The sequence below is a fragment of the Chryseobacterium sp. HNCC26DJ241 genome (assembly GCF_057180505.1).
This window is the reverse complement of sequence record NZ_JBXUGL010000024.1, coordinates 1-21252: the sequence shown is the minus strand read 5'-3', so window position 1 is coordinate 21252 and position 21252 is coordinate 1. Positions and strand designations below refer to the sequence as shown.

Below are 21252 nucleotides of genomic sequence, written 5' to 3'. Positions count from 1 at the left end.
GAGGATTGGTGTACAAAACTTTGTCAAAGATTTTTTAAAATTTGATAAAGTCTTAAACTGCCTTACTTATTCTCTTTGTAATAATTAATCAACCCGTTTGTTGAGCTGTCGTGAGAAGAAATTTTCTCATTGCTTTCCAATTCCGGAAGGATTTTTCCTGCCAAAACTTTTCCTAATTCCACACCAAACTGATCGAAGCTGAAAATATTCCAAATTACACCTTGCACAAAGATTTTGTGTTCATACAAAGCAATTAATTGACCTAACGAAAAAGGAGTTAATTCATTAATTAGCAATGAATTGGTGGGAGTGTTTCCATGGAAGACTTTGTAGTTTAATAGTCTTTCCGTTTCCTCTTCTGATTTTCCGGAATTTTGAAGCTCTTCTCTTGCTTCTTCTTCTGTTTTTCCGAATGCAAGTGCTTCAGTTTGAGCGAAAAAGTTAGCCAAAAGTTTTTCCTGATGATCAGAAATTTGATTGCAACTTTTGACATAAGCAATAAAATCGGAAGGAATCAATTCAGTTCCTTGGTGAATCAGCTGATAGAAAGCGTGTTGTCCGTTGGTTCCCGGTTCTCCCCAAATTATTGGGCCGGTTTCATATTCCACAAATTCGCCGTTTCGGTCTACGCATTTTCCATTACTTTCCATATCTCCTTGCTGAAGATACGCAGCAAATCTATCCAAATATTGAGAATATGGAAGAATTGCATAAGAAGCTGCTCCGTAAAAATTGCGATACCAAACTCCAATCAAAGCCATTAAAACCGGTACGTTTTCAGAAAAATCGGTGGTTTGGAAATGAACATCTGTTTCATAAGCACCTTTCAGAAGTTGTTCAAAATTTTCATAACCAACTGCAAGAGAAATGCTTAAACCAATTGCGCTCCAAAGCGAATATCTTCCGCCAACCCAATCCCAGAATTCAAAAATATTTTCTTCTGCAATTCCAAATGCTTTAACCGATTGAATATTAGTAGATAAAGCTACAAAATGTTTTTCTACATCTTCCTGTTTTCCGACTTTTAAGAACCAATCTTTTGCAGAGTTGGCATTCGTCATTGTTTCCTGAGTAGTAAATGTTTTGGAAGCAACAATGAAAAGCGTAGTTTCAGGATTTAAATTTTTTACGACTTCGGCAATATGGTTTCCATCTACATTCGAAACGAAGTGTACATTAAGCCTTGTTTTAAAATGTTTTAATGCAGAAACCACCATTACTGGTCCAAGATCCGAACCTCCAATTCCGATATTGACAATATCGGTAATTTCTTTTCCGCTAAAACTTTTGTGTTCACCAGAAATTACTTTTTCTGAGAAGGTTTTCATTTGTTCCAGAACTTTCCGGATTCCCGGTTTTATATTTTCGCCATCTACAAGAATTTCTTTATCCGAGAAATCTCTGAGCGCAGTGTGAAGCACAGCTCTTCTTTCTGTTTCGTTGATTTTGTCACCAGAAAACATTTTGGAAATAGCATCTTTCAGTTGGCATTCTTCGGCCAAATCCAGAAGGAGTTTTTTAGTTTCAGCATCCATCAGGTTTTTAGAATAATCAAAAAGATAGTTTTCCCTTTTTACTGAAAATTCATGGAAACGATTCGGATTGTATTGGAAAAGACTTCGCATTTCGAAATCATTTTGTGCGAAATGATTTTCAAGTGCTTCCCAGCTTTTGGTATGTATTGGATTTATTTTAGATAACATCTTAATTACAAATTATTTTAATTATGAGTTTAAAATCTTTAGTATTTTGAAGCTGCAAATTTACATAAAAATTGTAATCTTAAATGTATGCTTTACGTGAAGGGAATGTGAATTTTTAAAGCCTCCGAAAAAAAAATTCCGAAGGCTGTAAAAATCAAAATTAAAACTATGAAGATCACCCGAAGGTTACGTTTCCGATGGATTTGAATTTTGTTTGCTGAAGTTTATTTTTTTTCTTCTTAACAAATAGAAAATTACAATTCCGATTAAAACGAATGGCCAGATTTTTATAATTCCTACCAGAATCATTTGTATCAGATAATATCCTTCTACAAAAGCATTTTTTGCATCGTAGAAAAAATTGAATTTATACTTATTATCAATATTTTTAGAATTGGTTACAGGGATTTCTGCAATTCTTAGTTGAGGCTCTTTGATGTAGATGCTAATGGTGCTATATTTCAGATTATCAGCAATATTCATGCTTTCTAATTTTTGAATATTTTCTTCGCTCATATTTTCATTGCTCATGTTCACCTTATCTTTATTGGTTTTTAGCTGGGCAATGTTTTCTCCTGTTTTTTGCGTTCTTTTGGCTTCCAGTCCGGCGTATTTTATATTGGCGGTTACGTCTTCAGCAGTAATAATTCTGAAATTCAGGAAAAGTTTTTTGTTGTTTATGAGTTGTAAAAATTCTCCCAAATTTTCGGTAGGAACACGCACTTCCATAGAATTTTCGGTTTGGAATTTTTTCACCATCATCGCATTTTCATCTGATGTATTGAATGTTTCGCTTGAAACCACATTGCTGTTGAGGTTACTTTTGGTAACAAATCCGCCCAAATCAGTTACAGATTTTTCTATGGAAATAGTAGCATCATAAACATCCTTCACTTCCATATCCACGCTTGCGGTTTTGATGAATTTTTTGTCTTTTACCGTCATTGTAGCTGCGGAAGAAATGCTGTCCGAAACTACTGCTGCTGAATCGGCTGTTGCTGAAATTTTAGAATTATAATCCGCTTCTGCTATTTCTCCTTTTTTGCAAGAAAAAATAATGCTTACTACTAATACACAGATAAGGAATTTTGAATAGTTTGTTTTCATGACGATCTATTTTTCGGGTTTGACTACTCCAAATTTCCGCCTGAAATCTTTGTAAAGTTTGTAAATGCATTATTTTGTTTCTGTAAAGAGAATTTGCAATACAATGTTTTGATTTTTAATGTTTTGTAAAATAAAAAGCCTTTCTTATCAACAAGAAAGGCTTTATAAATTTTATTAAAATAATATTGTTTTAACTGAAAATTGCATTTAGTTTATGCTTGTTATCAAACAAAATCCAAAGATTAATAATGAAAAGAACTAAAGACATGATAATTCCTGATGCAGCCGGAGCAACCGTGAAATTATGTGCTAAAATTCCAACCATTACCGGTAAAATAACAATTGCGCCAAGTGTTCTGGTTTTTGGGAAAATAACCAGTAATCCTCCAATTAGTTCGACTGCACCAACCAATGGCAGCAACCATGTAACTTGCATAAGAGAATTAAAAGCATTTATCTGTTCTTGCGGCATATCTTTCGGCATTGGCATATAATGGAAAAACTTGTCCAAGCCGGCATTAATGAACATTAATGCAAATAATACAAAAATGATGGTTTTTACGATTTTCATAGTTCAAAAATTTTAAAATTGAGAGAATTTTTAGTTCAGTTCAGATTTTTTAATGACTTTCTTTGTCACTTTACCAAATTTTCCTTCAAAAGTGATCAGAAGGACACCGTTCCATTTTGGATTAAGATCAAGCGTAATGATTCCGTTTTCAGTCTTTATTTTTTGTTCAGAAAGTTTTTGTCCCAAAATAGTATGAATAGAAACTTTAGTATCACCAGAAAGATTCTTTACATTGAAAGATACTTTGTTACTTGTAGGATTCGGAAAAGGATCTTGTATATTGTTGGTATTCAATTCTTCTACAGCAAATTGTTGATTTACATTAAAGCTCCAATATCCATCTGGAGCAACAATCGGACGAGAAATGGATTTTCCTGAATTAGCTTGAGCCCAAATATAATATTCGATTTTTTTTGAGTTTGAAGGAAGAGAAAGATTTGCTTTCCATTTATCTTCAGTAGAATTCGTCATACTTGTTTCCTGAAAAACTGTACTTCCCGATTCTCTCCAAAAAACTTTAGCTTGGGAAATTCCTGAAATATGTTTGATCTGAGCTTCTACAGGCACAGTAAAAGAGGTTACGCTTTTTATTTTGGAATGAGTAATCCATAACGGATCTGCAACGCCAATTGTATGGGTAATACAATGAATAGCTCCACTTAGACTTATCAAATCTTCTCCGGAATTATCAACATCTATTCCCACAACTTTGTAACCGGGCATCAATTGTTTGTAAATATTAAGAGCAGCGTCGTCTACTTCCGGACGATAAGTAGGAACTAAAATGGTTTTATTGATAATTACAGCATTGGTATAAGTTCTGTAAGAGCCTCCAGTATCAGGATAAGCACCTGTTGTACTGGGTGGAGCCGGAATCCATTTGATGTCGTAGTCGTTTCCGAAAGGTGTTTTGTATGTATTTTTTATGTAATCTATATTTTGTTTGATGTATGGGCCATCTGCAACTCCTTCCGGATATTGGCTAACAAGGATTGTTTCCTCATCCAATAATTTCATGTGCATATCAATATGATGAATCCCATCGTATGGCAGAACATTCATTTTACGGTAAGAATTAATTCCCATATAATCGTGCATGATTGTATTTACTTCATTTTCTGTTTTAGGACTCACACCATAAGAATTTCCGGACATATTTTCTTCCAAAATTAATTTTGAAGCAAAAGCATTTCCCATTCCATCAGACATGAAATTTCCACCGGTATTTACCAAATCATTTGGAGAAGTGTCGGTAATATAAAGCGGAACATTAAGATAAGCTGCATGTTTTGATGGCAAAACATTATCCAATGGACGTGGACGATTGTATATCCAATCCACCAAAGCACGGCTTCCTACATCATTGGTATAAACTGTATTAGCAGCATAATCTCTTATCCAGATGCTATTGGTTGCAGCATTCAAAAATCGTACATTGGTAAGATCTACACCATTGGATGTCAGATAGCTTTTCACGGTTGCCTCACTTTGTGTTGCAATCAGAACTTTGCATTCTTTTACGGCTGCTTGCACAATTTGCCTTTGTATATTTTTATATTGATTATTCCAGGAAAGTACTAGATATTCTACTTCTTCCCATTGAGCTGCTGTTCTTACCGGAAGACTGGGAGCCGGTGTTTTTTCGTCTCCTTTAAAGTTGTAGCTGGAAACGATTTTCTGTTCTTCCGGGGATAATCCTTTTGGAAGAATCTCTTGAGCGTTAATAGAATTTACATACAGTAAAAAAAGCAGAAAACCAGAGTATATTTTTTTCATATAAATAGTATAAACAACAAATTTATAAAAAAATTGAATTGATGAATAAAATAAAATCCGTTCGGAAAAAAATTCTGAACGGATTATTCAATTATGGTAAAACTACCTGTAGATTTATTTCAAAGCAATTTTAATAACCTCATTCATATTATTGATGTAATGAACATTGAGGTTTTTAAGATATTCTTTATTGATTTCTTCCACATCTTTCCGATTGGCTTCACAAAGAATTACATCTTTTATTCCGGCTCTTGTTGCTGCGAGAAGTTTTTCCTTAATTCCGCCTACAGGAAGAACTTTTCCTCGAAGTGTGATTTCTCCCGTCATGGCAAGATGCGGCTTTACTTTTTTATTCCTGAAACTTGAAACCATGGAGGTAAGCATGGCAATTCCGGCAGAAGGGCCGTCTTTTGGAGTAGCACCTTCCGGAACGTGAACGTGAATGTTTTTCTTTTCAATTTCTTCGGAATCAATTCCTAATTCTGTATGTTTGGCTTTGATGTATTCTAAAGCAATTGTAGCAGATTCTTTCATCACATTTCCAAGATTTCCCGTCATGGTAAGATTTCCCTTTCCGTTGCTAACGATACTTTCAATGAATAGAATATCACCACCTACACTTGTCCATGCCAATCCTGTTACAACTCCCGGAACAGAAGTGGTTTCCGATAAACTTTTCGGTCTCGGAACTCCGAGTATTTCATCAATTTTTTCAATCGAAATTTTAGAATCAAAATCTTTTTCCATTGCAGTTTGCAAAGCAACCCAACGAGCGATTGCAGCAATCCTTTTTTCCAGAGTTCTTACACCGCTTTCGGAAGTATGTGCTTCCACAATGTGCTTTAATTCGGCATTGCCGAGTTTGAAAGATTTTGTGGTAAGACCATTTTCATCCTGTTGTTTTTTGAGGAGGTATCTTTTTGCAATTTCTATTTTTTCTTCCAAAGTGTAGCCTGCAATCTGAATGATTTCCATCCTGTCTAAAAGTGGTGTCTGAATGGAAGAAAGCGTATTGGCAGTAGCAATAAACATAACCTTTGATAAATCGTAACCCATTTCCAGATAATTATCATAAAATGAATTATTCTGTTCAGGATCAAGAACTTCTAATAAGGCTGAACTCGGATCTCCGTGAATTCCTTGTCCGATTTTATCAATTTCATCCAAAACAATAACAGGATTTGAAGTTCCTGCTTTCTTGATACTTTGGATAATTCTTCCAGCCATTGCTCCAATGTACGTTTTCCGATGTCCACGAATTTCACTTTCATCATGAAGACCACCTAAAGAAACACGTACATATTTTCTACCTAAAGCATCAGCAATAGATTTTCCCAAAGAAGTTTTTCCGACACCGGGAGGTCCTACCAAACATAAAATCGGGGATTTCATATTGCTTTTAAGTTTCAGAACAGCCATGTGTTCCAAAATTCTTTTTTTGATATCTTCTAATCCAAAATGAGCTTTATCCAAAACTTTTTCAGCTTTATTAATATCAAAAATATCTTTGGAATAATTTTCCCAAGGCAAATCGGTAAAGAAATCTAAATAATTTCTCTGCACGTTATAATCCGGAGAATTCGGATTGTGTCTTTGTAAGCGTTTTATTTCCTTTTGAAAATGCTCTTCGGTTTCAATATTCCATTTTTTGGATTTTGCTTTCACCAAAAGTTCTTCCACGTCAGAATCCGGACCACCACCCAATTCTTCCTGAATGGTTCTCATCTGTTGGTTCAGATAATATTCTCTTTGGCTTTTATCCAGTTCTCTGTTGGTTTTCTGATGAATTTGATTGCGAAGTTCCAATTTTCTGAAATCTTCCAACATTAGTTCATAGCAATAATCTGCACGTTTCTGAAGGCTTTTTTCTTCAAGAAGTTTCTGTTTTTCCAAAGAGGGAAAATTAGCATTTGTGCAGATGAAATTTAGTAGATCTTCACTGTTGTTAAGATTATTAATGGCAAAATTGGCAGCATTTGGAATATTGGGATCCAGCTGAATAATTTTTAAAGCCAAATCTTTAATATTGGCTAAAAGTGCTTCATATCCTTCCTTATCTTTAGGTTTCGTATCTTTTAATTTGTCAAGTTTGGCTTTATAATACGGCTGATCGCTTACAAAAGATTTTATCTTAAATCTTTCAATACCTCTTGTTATTGCTGTGATGTTGCCGTCTGGAAGTTTTATGATTCTAATGATTCTTGCAATAGTTCCTACAGCAAACAAATCATTTTCGGATGGGTTTTCAACATTAGAGTTCTTTTGGCTAAGAATTCCTATAAGTTCTCCATTTTTCTGAGCTTCTTCTAAAAGCTGTTTGCTCTGGTCTCTTCCTGCTGTTATTGGAATAATTACCTTAGGAAACATCACCATGTTTCTTACGGGAAGAACAGGATATATTTTTTGCTCGTTACTTTTATCATTTTCTTTTTCGGAAAGATCAATTTCTTCAGCTACAATACTAAAATTTTCATCTACAATATCTCCGAAATCAAAGTCTTCAAATTCTACCATATTATGTGACAATCTGTCATTTTTTATTTTTAAAATAATGCTTATTTTTTTGTTTTGTTTGAAAATCAAACACTTTTTAAGGGTAACAACTTATCGCCCAATTCCTATGCCATATTTACAAAATGGTCAGAATTTCAAAAATTCTGTTTTATAACAATAATTAAAAAAGAGATTTAAATTTTTCTAATATTTTAAAAATGTGTATTTTCGCAGACTGATAAAAATATAATAATATACGATGGCAGTTTTAGGAGAGATTAGAAAACGTCCTTGGCTTTTGATGGGAGCAATTGCAATTGCTTTGCTTGCATTTTTGGTAAATCCGGATAGTATTGATAAGGTATTCGGGAAAGATCCCAATGTTTTTGGAAAAGTAAACGGAGAAAAAATTACAAGAGAAGAGTTTAATGATCAACTCATGATTCTTCAGCAACAAGCTCAGCAACAGGGGCAGCCTACAAATGGGCTGGAAGAACAAGCATGGCAAGTTCTTGTTCAAAGCAAGTTGGTTAAACAGCAATTTGAAAAAATGGGCATGAAAATGACTGATGATTTTTTCTGGAGTCAAGTTCAGTATGACCAGATGTTTGCTCAGAATCCGGCATTTTTAGATGAAAAAGGAAACTTCAAGGTTCAGGAACTAAAAAAGCAAATTGAAGATCTTAAAAATAGTGGAGAAATTCAACAATATAACAATTGGTTGAAAACCAGAAAAACGATCGAATATAGAATAATGGCAAGACAAGTTTTTGCTAATATATCTTCTGCAATCACAACCAGTAAAAAAGAAGCTGAAGAAGTGGCAAAACTAAGAGATCAGTTGGCTACAATTGATTTTGTGAAAATTGATTATACTTCTTTTGCACAAAAAAATCCAGTGAAAGTTACAACTCAGGATATTACAGATTATATTAAACTTCATCCTATCAACTTCAAAAGAGATGCAAGTAGAAATCTTGGAGTAGTATATTTCCCTGCTGTACCAAGTGCTGCAGATGATGCAGCTACCTTGAAAGATATTGATAAATTGCTTAACGTTGGAAGCGAAGCAAGCGGCGGAAAAGAAAACTTCCTAAATACTACGAATGATTCTCTTTTCGTGGAAGCTAATTCTGATATCCGTTTTATGCCTCAATATTTTCCGGCTAATCAATTGCCTGCTGGAATTAAAGACAAGATTGCAACAGCAAGTGTAGGACAGGTTTTCGGGCCATATAAAGAACAAAATTTTTATGTAGTTTCTAAACTTTTGGATAAAAAGCCATCAGATTCTACTCTTTCAAAACACATTTTGATTGCATACAAAGGAGCAGAACGTTCTACTGCAAGCAGAACTAAAGAACAGGCTAAAAAAATTGCAGACAGTTTATTGGCTCTTATAAAGACAGATCCTGCAAAATTTGCGGATGGACTTAAACTTTCTGATGAGCCAAATGCAGTTCAAAGAGGAGGAAGTGTGGGTTGGACTACACCAGAAAGTCAATTTGCACCTGGATATTTAAATTTCCTTGCAAGTAATGCAAAAGGATCAACAGGATTAGCAGAAACTCAATTTGGTTATCATGTTATTAATGTTCAGGACAAGAAAGCAGGAGCAATGGGTTACAAAGTTGCTAATCTTGTAAAAGCAATTAAAGCATCCGACAAAACTGAAAATGATATTTATACGAAAGCTACAAAATACATTCAGCAGGTTCAGGGTAAATCGTTCAATGATTTCTCTAACATCGCTAAGAAAAATAATTATAAATTTTTCAATCCTAAAAATGTAACCCGTTTTCAGGGACAAATTCCGGGAGTTGGTACAGATAAGGATAATGATGTAATTGTTTGGGCATTTGAAAAAGATAGAAAAAAAGGAGATACCGAAATCTTTACTGTAGAAGGAACCGGAGACAAAATCGTTGCATTTGTAAACGGAATTCAGGAAGCAGGAAGTGCAGATCCTGAAAGCGTAAGAGAACAAGTAGAGCCAATAATAAAGAATAAACTTCTTGCTAAAAAAATTCAGGAAAAAATTACCGCTGCAAAAGCAACTTCACTTGATGCAATTGCAAAATTGTTTGCAACATCAAGACAGACAGCGCAAATTAATCTTTTAAATCCGTCAATATTAGGATCAATGGAGCCAAAAGTTGCAGGTGCTGCTTTCGGAGTAGGAAATAATAAGGTTTCAAATCCAGTAGAAGGGTTTTCAGGAGTGTATATTGTTCAGAGAAAATCACTTTCTACGAATAAGCAGCCGGGTGATATCAAAAGTATGATCCAATCTATTTCTCAGCAAAATTCTCAAATGTTTGGACAAGGTTTGATGAAGAGTCTTCAGGATAATGCAGATATTGAAGATTATAGAAATGAAGTCTATAATAAAGGGCAACAATAATCCTTTATTCAGAATACAATAGAAGCGGCAGAAATGTCGCTTTTTTTGGTCTTTGGCATAGGTTTGGAAAAACACAACGGATAAAATAATTATATTTGTTAATTGATAAAAAAGAAGAAAGTGAAAATTTCAAAAGAGATAAAAGCGGGTTTAATTGCAGTTCTTGCAATCGGTGGATTTGTTTATCTATACCAGTTTATGAAAGGGAAAAGCCTTTTTACTACAGATAATATTTTTTATGCACAATTCGATAATGTAGAAGGTTTGGAACCTTCTAGTCCGATTTCTATCAATGGACTAAAAGTAGGTCAGGTAGATGAAATAAAGCCTGTTATCGGAAAAACGGGTAAGATGCATTTTGTTGTCAAGATTTTAGTAGATGACAAGTATATTTTTTCCAAAAAATCTACTCTTGAGGTATTTGAACCGGGATTGATGTCCGGAAAAGAAATGCGTGTGAATCTTGCTTATGGTGGACCTTTTGCAAAAGATGGAGACACTTTGACAGGAAATTACCAACCATCTGTTTTGAACAGTCTTTCCTCACAAGTAGGACCTGTGAAAGATCAGCTTCAGGTGGTTCTGAAACGTGTAGATTCTCTAACCAATAATGCCAATAAAATTTTTGATGAAAGAAACAGAGCAGAACTTGCTGCTTTGCTTCATAATCTTAATACTACCGTTACAGCATTTGAAGCTACTTCGAAACAAACCAATGCTTTATTGGCAAATTCCAATCCTAAAATTGAGAAAGTTTTGGATAATGCCAACCTTGCAACCATTAGTGCAAGAACTGCAATAGATAAATATGGAAATTTGGCGGAAAATATTGATACAAAAAAACTGAACGCCACTATCGACCAGCTCAGTATCACTACCAGTAAAATGAATAACATTATTTCTGGCATAGAAAAAGGAGAGGGAAGTCTTGGTAAATTAACAAAAGATGATGAACTTTATAAAAACTTAAATAAGACGGCTGCAAGTATGAATGCTTTAGCAGAAGATTTGAAAGCCAATCCGAAACGTTATGTTAATTTTTCAGTTTTCGGAAAAAATAATAAAGACTAATACTATTACATCATGCAATATATTGATAACATCCTTTTTCTGATTTGTCTTATTGCCGGAATCGGACTTTTTGCAAAAAGCCTGAAAGAAATCTATAGAAATATTCAATTAGGGAAAGCTATTGATCGATCCGATAATAAACCGGAAAGATGGAAAACCATGGCAAAAGTGGCACTTGGACAAAGCAAAATGACAAAAAGACCCATTGCCGGAATTCTTCACATTTTTGTGTATGTTGGTTTTGTGATTATCAATTTGGAGCTGATCGAAATTATTATAGATGGTATTTTTGGTACGCATCGTTTTCTTTTCGGAATTTTTGGTCATTCTCTTTATGCTGTGTTTACGGCAACCTTGGAAGTCTTAGCTTTGTTAGTGATTGTTGCGGTTGTTGTTTTCTTTATCCGTAGAAATTTTTTAGGCGTTAAAAGGCTCAATATGAAAGAGCTTTTCGGCTGGCCAAGAAATGATGCCAACTGGATTCTAGTTATAGAATTTGCTCTTATGGTGGCATTTTTTATGATGAATGGAGCGGATTATTATGCAGATGCACAATGGAATATCCAAAATTTTTCTAATAATTTTCCAATTTCAAAATATTTGTTTCCTTTCTTTAAAGACTTTAGTTTAGAAACTTTGCATAGTATTGAGAAATCAGCTTGGTGGTTTCATATTTTGGGAGTATTGTTTTTTATGAACTATTTATATTACTCCAAACATTTACACATTATCCTCGCTTTTCCGAATACATGGTTTGCCAATCTCAATAAAAAAGGAAAATTCAATAATCTGGATTCTGTTACCAAAGAAATAAAACTGATGATGGATCCGAATGCTGATCCTTATGCATCACCGCCTGAAGCAGATCCGATTGCAGTTCCTGAAAAATTTGGAGCAAGCGATATTTTTGATTTGAATAAAGTTCAGCTACTCAATGCCTATTCCTGTACAGAATGCGGAAGATGTACTGCTGTTTGTCCTGCCAATATTACCGGGAAGCAGCTATCTCCAAGAAAAATTATGATGGATACGAGAGATAGGATAGAAGAGGTGGGGAAAATAATCAACAAAAAAGGAAAATTTGAAGATGATGGGAAAAAATTGTTGGACGATCATATTTCAAGAGAAGAACTTCGTGCGTGTACAACTTGTAATGCTTGTGTAGAAGCGTGTCCGGTTCTTATTGATCCACTTTCTATTATTATGGATTTGAGAAGATTTATGATAATGGAAGAATCTTCTGCTCCTCAAGAATGGAATCTGATGATGACCAATATTGAAAATAATGGAGCGCCTTGGCAATACAATCAGGCAGATCGTCTAAAATGGGCAACAGAATAAAATGGCTGAAATAGTTTCATATAAAAAAGAGTGGGCTCCATATTTTAAAAAATTGAATATGGATTGGCTGGGAAAATATTTTGTAGCAGAACCTTATGATGTAGAAGTGCTTTCCGATCCGGAAAAGTATATTTTAGACAATGGAGGAAGAATTTTTTTCGCAGTAGAAAATGATATTCCGAAAGGAACAGTTGCCTTGATGTACAATGAATATAACGAACTGGAACTTACCAAAATGGGAGTTGATGAATCGGCACAAGGAAAAGGATACGGAAATTTATTGATTCAGTGTTGTATAGATAATGCTAAGGAAATGGGAGCTCAGAATTTGATTTTGTATTCCAATACCAAATTATCTCCGGCTATTCATCTTTACAAAAAATTTGGCTTTGAAGAAGTTCCTGTTGAAAAATCGGAATATCAACGCTGTAATATCAAAATGACAAAAAAATTAAATCATTAATCCAAATTTAGAATATGGATTTTACAATAAAAACAATGGCAGAATATGCTGCCGAAGGCAAATCTCCTGAAGTTCTCTTTTGGGTAGGTTGCGCCGGAAGTTTTGACGACAGAGCAAAAAAAATAACTCGTGCTTTCTGCAAAATTCTTAACAAAATTGGGGTGGAATTTGCAGTTTTAGGACAGGAAGAATCCTGTAACGGAGATCCTGCAAAACGTGCCGGAAACGAATTCATCTTTCAGATGATGGCTCTTACCAATATTGAAATTCTCAATGCTTATGAAGTTAAAAAAATTGTAACAGCCTGTCCTCATTGTTTTAATACTTTGAAAAACGAATATCCTTCATTGGGAGGAAATTATGAAGTTTTGCATCATACACAATTTTTAAAGCAATTGATGAATGAAGGCAGATTGAAAATCGAAGGCGGAAGTTTCAAAGGAAAGAAAATCACTTTTCACGATCCTTGCTATTTGGGAAGAGCAAATGATGAATATGAAGCACCTCGCCAACTTTTAGAAAAATTGGATGCCGAACTGGTAGAAATGAAACGTTGTCGCCAAAACGGGCTTTGTTGTGGAGCTGGTGGTGGACAAATGTTCAAAGAGCCGGAAAAAGGAAATAAAGACATCAACATTGAAAGAACGGAAGAAGCACTTTCTGAAAATCTGAATATTATAGCAACCGGATGTCCGTTTTGTATGACGATGATGACGGACGGTGTAAAGCATTTCAATAAAAATACAGAAGTTGCCGTTAAAGATATTGCAGAGCTTTTAGCTGAAACCGAAGATTTGTAAATTTACATCCGACCAACAATTATGAAAATACAAGAATCCGAAATAATAGAAACCAATGATTACCGAGTAATCATTTATCCTGCATCAAGACCTTTTACAGCAAAAGAAGCTAAAGCAATTTCTGAAAAATTATTTGATTTTTTGGCGACTTGGGCTGCTCATGGAAAACCGCTTTCTTCTTCTTTTAAAATTGAAAAAAATCAGTTTATTGTTGTTTGTGTAGATGAAGAAAAGGAAATGGCTTCCGGTTGTTCCATAGATTCTTTGACAGGAGTGATTCGTGAATTGGACAAAGAATTTGATCTTGGTTTTTTTGATCGAATGAAAGCCAGCTTTGTGGAAAATGGAGAAGTAAAAACCATGAAACTCTCCGAATTCCGAAACGGATTGAAAAGCGGAGAAATTTCTCAAAATATTGAAGTTTTTGATTTTTCAAAATCTACCTATGTAAGTTTCCTTTCAGATTTTCTTTTACCATTGAAAAGAAGCTGGGCAGGAATTTATCTGGATTAAAAATAATTAAACGTAGTATAAATGCTCTTCGGAAAAATTCGGAGAGCTTTTTTGTTTGAAATGCATTATTTTTGTGTGAATAAATTTTTAGGATGCGCTACAAAATTCTCTTTATTTCATCATGGTTTCCGAATAAACTGGAATCTACAAACGGAAATTTTGTACAGCGTCATGCAGAAGCCGTTTCTTTGCTTCATCATGTGGAGATTCTTCATGCAATTGGAGATCCTTCTCAGAAAGTAAAATATATTTTCGATGATAGAACAGTGAACGGAATTCGAACCCTGATTGTGTATTATCCACAATCTAAAAATCCGGCTCTGAATTTTCTTAGAAGAATGAAAGCGTATAAAGTCGGTTTTCAGAAAATACAGAAACCGAATATTGTTCACGGAAATGTGATGCAGAATAATATGCTTTTTGCGGTCTGGCTGAAAAAAAACTATAAAATTCCTTTTATAATTTCTGAACATTGGTCTGGTTTTTTGAAAATCAATCGTTCAAGACTTTCAAAATCCCAGCTTTTTATTGCCCGGAAAATTGCAGATTATGCATCTTACATTTTACCGGTAAGCAAAAATCTGATGAATAATCTGCAAGAATTGAACATTGGGAAAAAATATAAAATTGTGGAAAATGTAGTCGATACCAATGTATTCATTACTGAAAAGCATGAAAATAAAGTGTTTAAATTTTTGCACGTTTCCAGCTTGATTCCATTGAAAAACCCTGATTTAATTATACAAACAGCTTCACGTCTCCGAAATGAATTTCAGAATTTTGAATTGCATATTGGTGGAGATGGCGATGTGGAAACACTGAATCAATTGATTAAAAAATTAGAAGCGGAAAATTATATTAAAACCTTTGGAGAAATTTCCTCTGTTGAGGTGGCTGAAAAAATGAGAAGCAGCGATTGCTTTGTTCTTTTTTCCAATTATGAAAATTTGCCGTGTGTTCTTTTAGAATCTATGTCTTCCGGAATTCCTGTAATTGCGACAAATGTTGGCGGAATTCCTGAAATTGTCCATCAGAATTGCGGAATGATTATTGAAAAATCCGAAGCTGAACTTTATGAGGCCATGAAGAACGTTTTAGTTTCCAAAAACAAGTTTGATTCTCCTGAAAAACTTCATCAATATGTAGAAGAAAACTTTTCTATGCAGAAAATTGCCGAAAAATTTGATGCTGTTTATAAAGAAATTCTTGAAAAATAATATCCTAATATTAGAATGTTTCCCGTATTTTCGTTTTTTATAAATAGAAAAATAAGATGAATTCCGGATTTTCTATTACCATTTCAGACAACCAAACCGAAGTCAGAACTTTTCTTTCCGGGAAGTATGATGATTTTCATTTGCAGGAAAGTCATTTGGAATTTTTGATTGAAGGAGTTGTACTGAATAAGAAAAAACTTCTTCAGGAATATGCACTGAAAGATTTCAGAACGTTCGTTCTGGAAGTGTACAATAATCGAAAGGAAAGCATCATCAAAGAATTTGAAGGGGAATTTCGTGGATTTATTTGGGATAAGATTTCAGGGAAAATTTTTGTTTTTACGAATCCTACTTCCACGCAAAGAGTTTTTTATTCAAAAATGAATGAACAATTCTTTGTAGATACCAGCTTGATAAGACTAAACCAAACGTTAAAAGAAAAAGGAATCGTTTCCAAACCGGATTTAAATTCTGTTTATCAGCTTCTGTGTTATGGAAATATGCTGGAAAATAAAACCATTCTGGAAAATGTTTTTAAAGTTTATGATGGACATTACATTGAAATAAATTGTAATGATTTGAATTTCAGTGAAAAAAAATATTTTTCCTTTTTCGATGAATCGTATTTTGCACATTCTAAAGACAGGGCTTTTCAGAAAATGGATGAGGTATTTACCCAATCCATCCTATTGGAATATGAAAAAGACGACGAATTGGGAACGCATCATCTTTCGCTTCTCAGTGGTGGCTTGGACAGCCGTGTTGCATTATTGTATGCTATTAAGAATCAAAAAATTCCGGATAATGTATTCTGCTTTTCACAATCCGGATATTTTGACGAAACTATTTCCCGAAAAATAGCAAAAGATTATCTTCTTCATTATGAGTTTGTTTCTTTGGATGATGGGAGTTTTCTCAAAAAAATAGATCAGCTTACGAAAATTTCCGAAGGATTGGTTTTGTACACCGGTGGAATTCATGTGCAGCACGCAGTAGACCGATTGCACTATGAAAATTTTTCGATTTTTCACAGTGGACAGATTGGTGATGGAGTTTTGGGAGGCTTCAATTCTGAACCAAAACGTATGAAACCTTCGCAATTCAAGATTGTTTCCAATCCTGTATTTCTTCAGAAAATTCAAGATTCATTGCAAGAAACTCTGAAAAAATATGAAACGGAAGAAACGTTTCTTATCCGGAATCTGGCATTTAATCGGACACTTTTAGGAGCTCACGTTTTTCAGCAAAAAGCGTATCAGACTTCGCCCTTTATGACGAAAGATTTTCTGAAATTTGCGATTACTCTTCCTGAAAGTTGGAAACACAACCATCATTTTTATCTGGAATGGATATCGAAATATTGCAAAGAAGCTACAAAGTATGCATGGGAAAGAACACTGATGAAGCCCAATGCAGCCTGGAAAACTGCATTTGGAGATCGTTTTCTGAAACCTGTTTTTAAAAAAATAAATGAAAAAATATTGAATGCTCCACAAAATGCGAGTATGTATCCATATCAGTATTATTTTGACAGGAGTGTAGAAAATCAGAACTACTATCAAAACTATTTTGAAGAAAATATCGGAAGATTAGACCATTATGCAGATCTGAAAAATGAAGTTTCCCAACTTTTTAGTTCTACGGATTTTTATTCTAAAGCTATGGCTGTACATATTTTAGCAATTTTTAAGCTGTATTTTTAAAATGAAAAGTTTAGCAGATTTTGTAAAAGCATTTTTTCAGAACAAAGGGCAATATGTTTTCGTTTCGCTTTTGGTTGCCAAGATTTGCGCTTTTGCAGGTTCGCTATTCATAATCAGGCTTTTACCGGAAGAAGATTTTGGTACATTGAGTATAGTTGCTTCTGTATTTTCCATTTTTTCGCCTTTCAGTGGATTTGGAAGTATGCAAAGTCTTCTGAGATTTGGCTCTATTTCAGAATCTGAAACCGATAAAAAAATACTTTCAACATATTTATTTCGTAAAGGATTTCTCTATCAGATTTTATTGAGCGTTGTATTTCTAATAATTAGCGTTTTTTATACTACGAAATACGAAGATATTTTCTGGATATTTTTATTTTTTGCGATACGACTTTTCGGAACGTATTTTTTTAGCCATATTCAATCGGAACTCAGAATTAGCGGGAATAATAAAGAATTTGCAAAAATCAACAATGTTATCAATATTTCTACTCTGGTTCTGATGTTGGTTCTGACGTATTTTTTTGGAATGATCGGATATTTGATTGCCAATGCAATAGCTCCTTTTATTTCGCTATTTTGGTATAAAAAAGATCAGATTTTTTCAGAAAAAAAAGGTTTGAGTTTGAATACGAAAGAAATCTGGAACTACGCATTGCATTCGTCCGGAACGGCACTACTTTCCGATGCATTATTTTCTGCCGATGTTTTGCTCCTCGGATTTTTAATGAATGAAAACGCAGTTGCCAATTATAAAGTCGCCATTCTGATTCCAGCTAATATTACATTTTTAGCACTCACTTTTCTTCAAAGTGATTTTCCTATTTTAGCGAAGAATTTTAAAAATCGTGTTTTTTTAGTTCATTATATTTCCAACTATTATAAAATTTTTATTCCGGTTTGTGTTTTGATTTTTGCTGTTGGATATTTTTTCAGATCGGAAATTCTTCATTTGTTTTTTAGCGAAAAATATTCAGATAATACTTTGCTTTTTACCATTCTTTTGGGAGCTTTTTGTATGAATATGCTGTTTCGGAATCTTTATGGAAATTTGCTTTCGGCGGTTGGGTTGATGAAAGTCAATACAACAGTTTCTGTTTTGGCGCTTATTATTCTGCTGGTATTTTCTGCAATTCTGGTTCCGGATCTGGGAGTAAAAGGAATGGCTGTTTCTATGGCGTCCACTTTAATTTTTACAGGATTTTTTCTTATGTTTTCATTCTTCCTTTACCTCCGAAAACTGAAATAAAGTATCTTTGTGAAATGAAGAACGTTTTTTTTGCAGTTTTGATCGTATTGATGGCGATTGTAAGTTGTCGTGGCAATGATGAAACTGTTCAGCAAATAGATCAGATTACGAATCTTTACATAGATTCTGTAGGTCAGGATATGCTGAATTCTGCAATTGCCGGTTCGTACCAAAGTATTTCGATGAATGATGTAAATGGAACTACTGATAATGCACCTGTTTCTTTCTCTCTAAAATATGATGCAGATTCTGTAAAATATATTGAATATGTTTCGGGGGCAAAAAGAATCCTGATTGATTCTTCAGACACGAATGCGAAAATCTACCAATCTAAAATCACTTTGATTATAACAAAAAAGACTACGAATTCTACTACTTCCACATTCAAAGATAATCTTGTTCTAAATTATGTTTTGAAACCAGAGGTTTTCCAACTTCAAAAAGCGTGGTATAACAATCAATTGGTATTTACAAAACAAGACGGTCAGCCGAATATCATTAAAATCTCGAAATAATCGCTAAATTTGCAATTATTAATTCAAAGTTTAGAGTTCAGTGTTCAAAGTTTTTATGAAAGCTTTTAACATTGAACTTTGAATATTAAACATTGAACTTTTATGTTACAAGTTAATTTTTTGCGCGAAAGTAAAGATCGCGTTTTGGAAGGTTTACAAAAAAGAAATTTTAAAAATCCGGAATTGGTGGAACAAGCCATTTCTGTAGATGATGAACGTAAAAAAATACAATTTGAGCTGGACGAAAACCTTGCTCAGATGAACAGAATATCGAAAGAAATCGGAATGCTAATGAAGAAAGGGAAAAAAGAGGAAGCAGAAGCTGCAAAAGCTAAAACTTCCGAATACAAAGAAAACTCCCAAAATCTTCAGCAAAAATTGAGAGAAAGCGAAGATCAGCTTTTACAGATTTTGTATCAGATTCCGAATATTCCGAATGAGAGAGTAAAAGCAGGAGTTTCTGCCGATGATAATGAAATCGTTTTCCAATCTGTGGAAGTTTCCGGACTTGGAGAAGGTGCAATTCCACACTGGGAATTGGCAAAAAAATACAATCTGATTGATTTTGAATTAGGAGTGAAAATTGCAGGAGCGGGTTTTCCGGTTTATCTTGGAAAAGGTGCACGTTTGCAAAGAGCTTTGGTTCAGTATTTTTTGGATAAAAACGTAGATGCCGGTTATATGGAAGTCAATCCGCCTCATGTTGTGAATGAAGCTTCCGGATATGGAACAGGTCAGCTTCCGGATAAAGAAGGACAGATGTATTATATTGGCGAAGATGATTTGTATTTGATTCCGACTGCCGAAGTTCCGGTTACCAATATTTACAGAGATGTAATTTTGGATGAAAAAGATCTTCCGGTGAAAAATACGGCTTTTTCTCAATGCTACAGAAGAGAAGCAGGAAGTTATGGAGCTCATGTTCGTGGATTGAATCGCCTTCATCAGTTTGAAAAAGTAGAAATTGTAAGAATTGAAAAACCTGAAAATTCTTATGCCGCTTTGGAAGAAATGGTAGAACATGTAAAAGAAATTTTAACTGACCTTGAATTGCCGTTTCGTATTTTGAGACTTTGCGGTGGAGATACAGGATTTGCTTCTGCTATGACGTATGATTTTGAAGTGTGGAGTGCTGCCCAAGAAAAATGGCTGGAAGTATCTTCTGTTTCCAATTTTGAAACGTTCCAATCTAATCGTTTGAAATGCCGATATAAAGGAGAAGGAAAAACCCAACTGGTTCATACATTGAATGGATCTGCAATGGCTCTTCCGAGAATTATGGCTGCTTTGCTGGAAAACAATCAGACAGAAAACGGAATTCGGATTCCTAAGAAAATTGCCGAATATGCAAGATTTGAGTTTATAAACTAATTCTAACTTGAATATTATTAATAAACTAAAAATCCGCTTCAACTGAAGCGGATTTTTTATGATTTTTTTATTTATTATAAAGCTCTTCTACTTTATCCCAATTGATAAGGTCAAAAAAAGCAGTTACATAATCTGGTCTTCTATTTTGATAATTTAAATAATAAGCGTGCTCCCATACATCAAGTCCTAAGATTGGAGTTCCTTTTTTGTCTGCAACAGGCATTAAAGGATTGTCCTGATTAGGAGTAGAAGATACTTCCACAGAACCATCATTGTTTTTTACTAACCAAGCCCATCCTGAACCAAATCTTGTTTTTGCAGCTTCGGAAAAATCGGTTTTAAATTTTTCAAAACCACCATAATTTTCAATAGCATTTTTTACATTACCTATTGGTTCATTACTTCCTCCCGGTGTAAGGATTTCCCAAAATAATGTATGATTGAAGTGTCCGCCTCCGTTATTTCGTACTACAGGTTTATCAGTTCCTTTTGTACAAATTTCTTCAATAGTTTTGTTTTCCAAATCTGTTCCTGCAATAGCTTTATTCAGATTATCAATGTATGCTTGATGATGTTTTGTGTGGTGAATTTCCATTGTTCTGGCATCAATGGTTGGTTCTAAAGCATCGTAAGAGTAACTTAATTTTGGTAATTCAAATGACATAATATTTTTTATTTAGATTAAATATTTAAATTCAAATTTACTAAATCCAAATAAAGTTTATATTATACTATTGTAAAAAAATATTATAACGCTGATAGATAAAATTAAATTTCTGATATGGTTTACAAATTTAATTTTGCTACTTATAAAAAGCGAATATCAAATTAACTTTGTATCAAAAATAGAATCTATTAGATATTACAATTCAAAAAAAATAAATTAGACCTCTTTCATAATAGATTATTTATCTTAGCGTCATGACTTATGAAGACTTGAATAATAAATCAGAAC

17 protein-coding genes are annotated in these 21252 nt (G+C 33.9%); 11 read left to right on the top strand and 6 right to left on the bottom strand.

What is annotated here, in order from left to right; genetic code table 11:
• Nucleotides 1–62 precede the first annotated feature (62 nt).
• The 5 genes from pgi to lon all read right to left on the bottom strand — a co-directional run bounded on the left by pgi (nucleotide 63) and on the right by lon (nucleotide 7671).
• Nucleotides 63–1703 (bottom strand): glucose-6-phosphate isomerase, encoded by a 1641-nt coding sequence (gene pgi, locus AC2A1C_RS11490; protein WP_484025856.1) that lies wholly within the window; start codon nucleotides 1701–1703, stop codon nucleotides 63–65.
• Nucleotides 1704–1889: 186 nt separating this feature from the next.
• On the bottom strand, nucleotides 1890–2810 hold the full coding sequence (locus AC2A1C_RS11485) for a DUF4349 domain-containing protein (protein WP_484025855.1): 921 nt from the start codon (nucleotides 2808–2810) through the stop codon (nucleotides 1890–1892).
• Between the two features lie 190 nt (nucleotides 2811–3000).
• Nucleotides 3001–3381, bottom strand: coding sequence for a DoxX family membrane protein (locus tag AC2A1C_RS11480; protein WP_484025854.1), 381 nt, complete (start codon nucleotides 3379–3381; stop codon nucleotides 3001–3003).
• 30 nt (nucleotides 3382–3411) lie between these two features.
• Nucleotides 3412–5157, bottom strand: coding sequence for an agmatine deiminase family protein (locus tag AC2A1C_RS11475; protein WP_484025853.1), 1746 nt, complete (start codon nucleotides 5155–5157; stop codon nucleotides 3412–3414).
• Between the two features lie 114 nt (nucleotides 5158–5271).
• Nucleotides 5272–7671, bottom strand: coding sequence for an endopeptidase La (gene lon / locus AC2A1C_RS11470; protein ID WP_484025891.1), 2400 nt, complete (start codon nucleotides 7669–7671; stop codon nucleotides 5272–5274).
• Nucleotides 7672–7909: 238 nt separating this feature from the next.
• Between lon and AC2A1C_RS11465 the strand changes: the two genes are divergently transcribed.
• The 11 genes from AC2A1C_RS11465 to serS all read left to right on the top strand — a co-directional run bounded on the left by AC2A1C_RS11465 (nucleotide 7910) and on the right by serS (nucleotide 20297).
• Nucleotides 7910–10054 carry a peptidylprolyl isomerase gene (locus AC2A1C_RS11465; RefSeq protein ID WP_484025852.1) on the top strand — a complete coding sequence of 715 codons (2145 nt, stop codon included), beginning with the start codon at nucleotides 7910–7912 and terminating at the stop codon, nucleotides 10052–10054.
• 120 nt (nucleotides 10055–10174) lie between these two features.
• Nucleotides 10175–11125 (top strand): MlaD family protein, encoded by a 951-nt coding sequence (locus AC2A1C_RS11460; RefSeq protein WP_484025851.1) that lies wholly within the window; start codon nucleotides 10175–10177, stop codon nucleotides 11123–11125.
• Between the two features lie 12 nt (nucleotides 11126–11137).
• Complete coding sequence (locus AC2A1C_RS11455; RefSeq protein WP_484025850.1) at nucleotides 11138–12466, top strand: 4Fe-4S dicluster domain-containing protein; 1329 nt, start codon at nucleotides 11138–11140, stop codon at nucleotides 12464–12466.
• Between the two features lies 1 nt (nucleotide 12467).
• Nucleotides 12468–12929 carry a GNAT family N-acetyltransferase gene (locus tag AC2A1C_RS11450; protein ID WP_484025849.1) on the top strand — a complete coding sequence of 154 codons (462 nt, stop codon included), beginning with the start codon at nucleotides 12468–12470 and terminating at the stop codon, nucleotides 12927–12929.
• A gap of 14 nt (nucleotides 12930–12943) precedes the next feature.
• The gene (locus tag AC2A1C_RS11445; protein WP_484025848.1) at nucleotides 12944–13729 is read left to right on the top strand and encodes a (Fe-S)-binding protein; all 786 of its coding nucleotides are present in this window, start codon (nucleotides 12944–12946) and stop codon (nucleotides 13727–13729) included.
• Nucleotides 13730–13750: 21 nt separating this feature from the next.
• A complete protein-coding gene (locus AC2A1C_RS11440) occupies nucleotides 13751–14242 on the top strand; it encodes a hypothetical protein (protein ID WP_484025847.1) in 492 nt (163 codons plus the stop codon).
• A 92-nt stretch (nucleotides 14243–14334) separates the two neighbouring features.
• Complete coding sequence (locus AC2A1C_RS11435; RefSeq protein WP_484025846.1) at nucleotides 14335–15459, top strand: glycosyltransferase; 1125 nt, start codon at nucleotides 14335–14337, stop codon at nucleotides 15457–15459.
• Nucleotides 15460–15515: 56 nt separating this feature from the next.
• Nucleotides 15516–17162, top strand: coding sequence for an asparagine synthetase B family protein (locus AC2A1C_RS11430; RefSeq protein WP_484025845.1), 1647 nt, complete (start codon nucleotides 15516–15518; stop codon nucleotides 17160–17162).
• A gap of 1 nt (nucleotide 17163) precedes the next feature.
• The gene (locus AC2A1C_RS11425) at nucleotides 17164–18411 is read left to right on the top strand and encodes an oligosaccharide flippase family protein (protein ID WP_484025844.1); all 1248 of its coding nucleotides are present in this window, start codon (nucleotides 17164–17166) and stop codon (nucleotides 18409–18411) included.
• Nucleotides 18412–18425: 14 nt separating this feature from the next.
• Nucleotides 18426–18926, top strand: a complete 501-nt coding sequence (locus AC2A1C_RS11420; RefSeq protein WP_484025843.1) for a hypothetical protein — start codon at nucleotides 18426–18428, stop codon at nucleotides 18924–18926.
• A 102-nt stretch (nucleotides 18927–19028) separates the two neighbouring features.
• Nucleotides 19029–20297 (top strand): serine--tRNA ligase, encoded by a 1269-nt coding sequence (gene serS, locus AC2A1C_RS11415; protein WP_484025842.1) that lies wholly within the window; start codon nucleotides 19029–19031, stop codon nucleotides 20295–20297.
• A gap of 67 nt (nucleotides 20298–20364) precedes the next feature.
• Here serS and AC2A1C_RS11410 read toward each other — a convergent pair whose 3' ends face one another.
• Complete coding sequence (locus AC2A1C_RS11410; protein ID WP_484025841.1) at nucleotides 20365–20961, bottom strand: superoxide dismutase; 597 nt, start codon at nucleotides 20959–20961, stop codon at nucleotides 20365–20367.
• Nucleotides 20962–21252 lie beyond the last annotated feature (291 nt).